This is a genomic window from Methanocalculus sp. (genome assembly GCF_029762515.1).
Lineage (GTDB): Archaea > Halobacteriota > Methanomicrobia > Methanomicrobiales > Methanocorpusculaceae > Methanocalculus.
The window spans coordinates 1-3,114 of the sequence record NZ_JARVGN010000286.1; the positions used below are offsets into that span (position 1 = coordinate 1).

Consider the following 3,114-nt stretch of genomic DNA (forward strand, 5'->3'; position numbering starts at 1 on the left):
TTTCCTGCCTTGCTCTTCCTGAGATACAGCCTGAATGTCGCTGAGTGGCCGACGATATTTCCGCCGATCGGCTTTGTCGGATCCCCAAAGAAGACGCCCGGGTTGGACATCACCTGGTTTGTCACAAGCGCGACGCCATTATGCTCATCAACGAGCTTGAAGAGTTCATGCATATGCCGGTTCAGCTTCTGCTGGCGTGTTGCGAGGGTGCCCCGCCCTGCATATTCTGCACGGAAGTGTCCGGTGAGCGAGTCGATGATGAAGAGGCGGACCGGCATGCCGCTCTCTTTCTTCTCATTGGCAAGCTCACGCGCGGTATCGATGAGGAGCATCTGGTGATCCGAGGTATGCGCCCGCGCAACATGGATATTCGCGAGGAAATCTTCTGTTGTTCCCACCTCGCAATCGACCTCAAGACCCTCTACCATCTGGGCGATCCGCTCCGGCCGGAAGGTATTCTCGGTATCGATGAAGATGCATGAGCCGCCCAGTCCGCCGCACTCTTCGGGGAGCTGGCAGTTGACAGCAAGCTGGTGTACAATCTGGCTCTTTCCCGAACCAAACTCGCCATATAACTCGGTGATCGCCTGGGTTTCCACACCGCCGCCGAGGAGCTCGTCAAACTCCGGAACAAAGGTCCTGAGTTTCCGGACCTCCTGCCTCCTGAGCAGGACATCGGTACCGGTCTTGAACCCGCCGATATCCGCAATCTCACGGGCACCCTTGATCATCTTCTTCGCAGTCGCCTCGCCGATCTCGGCTGCCTCGGCGAGATCGACGGGAGAGGCGGTTGCGATACTTTCGACTGTGCAGTATCCGGCCTCACGGAGGCGGTCAGCGGTTGCCGGGCCGACACCCGGTACATCTTCTATTGCGATTTCTGGCATATCTTCTCACTTCCTTAATTTGAGATATACTCTGATATTCAAGCGGAGAGGTTATCAATGCCTGACCCCGGAGGGTGAAAGTGAAGGGTCAGTGAGGGCAGCTGCCCTCTCTCTGAGAAAACCGGGATCAACTGGAATCTGTTCGGCGCTATCCACAACGAGCCGTCGCCCCGAGACCCTGCCGGATATGCGGTAGCGGGTGGCAAGCAGAAGATCTGATGATTCAATCAGAAAGAGGTTCTTCCCATCCGAGAGTGCCATTCCCTCGGAGGTGAGGATGATCACCCCTTCGATCACCCGCTCTTCGGTCTCATCCGGAACCACCCGGATGGCACTCCCAAACCCGACCGAGAGTTCGACATCGCCGAACCGGTTCAGCCGTGCACCGGCATTGTAGATCTCGATCGTCTCACCACAGAAGAATGGTTCACGTGCACGATCCCCCCAGATCACAATCCTGAGCGGCCCTTCAATGAAGAGGTTTCTCACCCATGATGGCTCTCCCCGCCGGGTGGTAAACTGGCGGGGGGGATGGAGAGAGGTGATCGTTCCCCTGACAGAATAGATCCCCCGTTCCCGGACCTCAGGCGCTGGCGAGAAGGAGAACTGAATCGGATCATCCAGCAAGAGGATCCGTGTCTCATCCTGTGCAATATATTCAATACCTTCATCTGAGGAACGCCGCTTCGCACCGGTTATCCTGACGGATGCACCTTCGGAGATGCCTTCAAGAAGGGCGGGATCCCACGTGACGAACCGGGCGCAACCGGATGGATCACCGATGATCGCCTCCTGGATAGTCGCCTCCACACCATCCCGCCGGGTGAAGGTGCGGGGAAGATCAATCACAAGGATACGGGCATCGATATCAGCACTGGAGATGAATGACCGGGATTTTTCCTCGGAGATCGTGATCTCAACAGAGGTCTCCCTGACCGCAAGCGCATGCACTTCGGTCATCCGCCCTTTCTTCGGCCTCCCGATCACCTCGATGACGGTGCCTGCCTCAAGCTCTCTTACTCCGGCTGCCATCTCATCCCAGAGGACAAGAGGGATTGAGCCGGTACTGTCAGCGAGTTCGACCCGTGCAACACATCCCGACGATCCATCCTCGCGGGTAAACTCTTTTGGATCGGTGACCTGTATCACCTTTCCAAAGAATGAGACAAGGGAAGGAGAATTTGTGATCGCCTGAATCTTCTGGTGGCTCCTCCCAAGATCCTCAACGACGAGAAGTGCTGCAGCCGTCTCGTCGATCGCCCCGCCATGGGATGTGATCTTCTCCTCGATCCGCCGATCAAAATCTTCCTGTTTCAGAATATCATCGACAAGTGCGTAATGAAACCTCACAGTACACGCTCATTCCTGCTGCCACGATGGAACCTGCATGGTGGCACAGATATCATCCAGTGTCTCTCCTCTCCTGATCACTTCGGCACGATCCTCTTTCACCATCACCTCAGGGCATCGGGGACGCCCGTTGTACTGGGAGGACATGGCAAACCCATATGCCCCACAGTCGAGGACGGCGACGATATCGCCTGCATCTGGTGTTGGAAGAAGGCGGTCTGCTGCCAGAATATCTCCGGTCTCGCAGATCGGCCCTGCGATCGTCACGTCTTCCACTCCAATCTGATCTGCCTTGTTTGCCATGATCACCTCATGCCATGAATCGTACATGGCTGGCCTGATCAGGAGATTGAACCCGGCATCGACATTGGCAAATGTCTTGTATGCCCTTTTCACCGAGTTTACTTTCGTCAGCAGCACTGTTGATTCTGCCACAAGCCAGCGGCCGGGTTCGACCCAGAACTCGGGAGAGATTCCGATCTCGTTGATCCCCTCAATGAAGACTGGCATCACGGCTCGTGCGTACTCTTCCGGTGTCGGGGCGACATCGGTTTCCCGGTGGTATGGCACGCCAAGACCCCCGCCGATATCGAGGAATTCGAGTTTGACGCCAATATCGGTCACCTCGCCTGCCACCTTCGCCATGACGGCGGCGGCACGGGCAAATGGCTCGACATCAAGGATCTGGGATCCGATATGGCAGTGAAGTCCGACAGGGACAACATAGGGGGCATCGAGTGCTGCCTGGTATGCAGAGAGGATCTCTGCTGCCGGAATCCCGAACTTTGTGGTGGCAAGGCCTGTTGCAATCTTTGGATGGGTGGGAACCTCAAGTGCCGGGTTCACCCGGAACGCGATCTGGGCAGTCTTCTTCTGT

3 protein-coding genes are annotated in these 3,114 nt (G+C 56.6%); all 3 read right to left on the bottom strand.

Annotated features, from left to right (window positions below; genetic code table 11):
* A partial coding sequence (radA, locus tag QCH34_RS09715; RefSeq protein ID WP_300333445.1) for a DNA repair and recombination protein RadA occupies window positions 1–887 on the bottom strand: 887 nt, incomplete at its 3' end.
* 54 nt (window positions 888–941) lie between these two features.
* Window positions 942–2,237 carry an OB-fold nucleic acid binding domain-containing protein gene (locus QCH34_RS09720; RefSeq protein WP_300333448.1) on the bottom strand — a complete coding sequence of 432 codons (1,296 nt, stop codon included), beginning with the start codon at window positions 2,235–2,237 and terminating at the stop codon, window positions 942–944.
* A gap of 9 nt (window positions 2,238–2,246) precedes the next feature.
* On the bottom strand, window positions 2,247–3,114 hold an 868-nt coding region (gene lysA, locus QCH34_RS09725; protein ID WP_300333451.1), incomplete at its 5' end, for a diaminopimelate decarboxylase.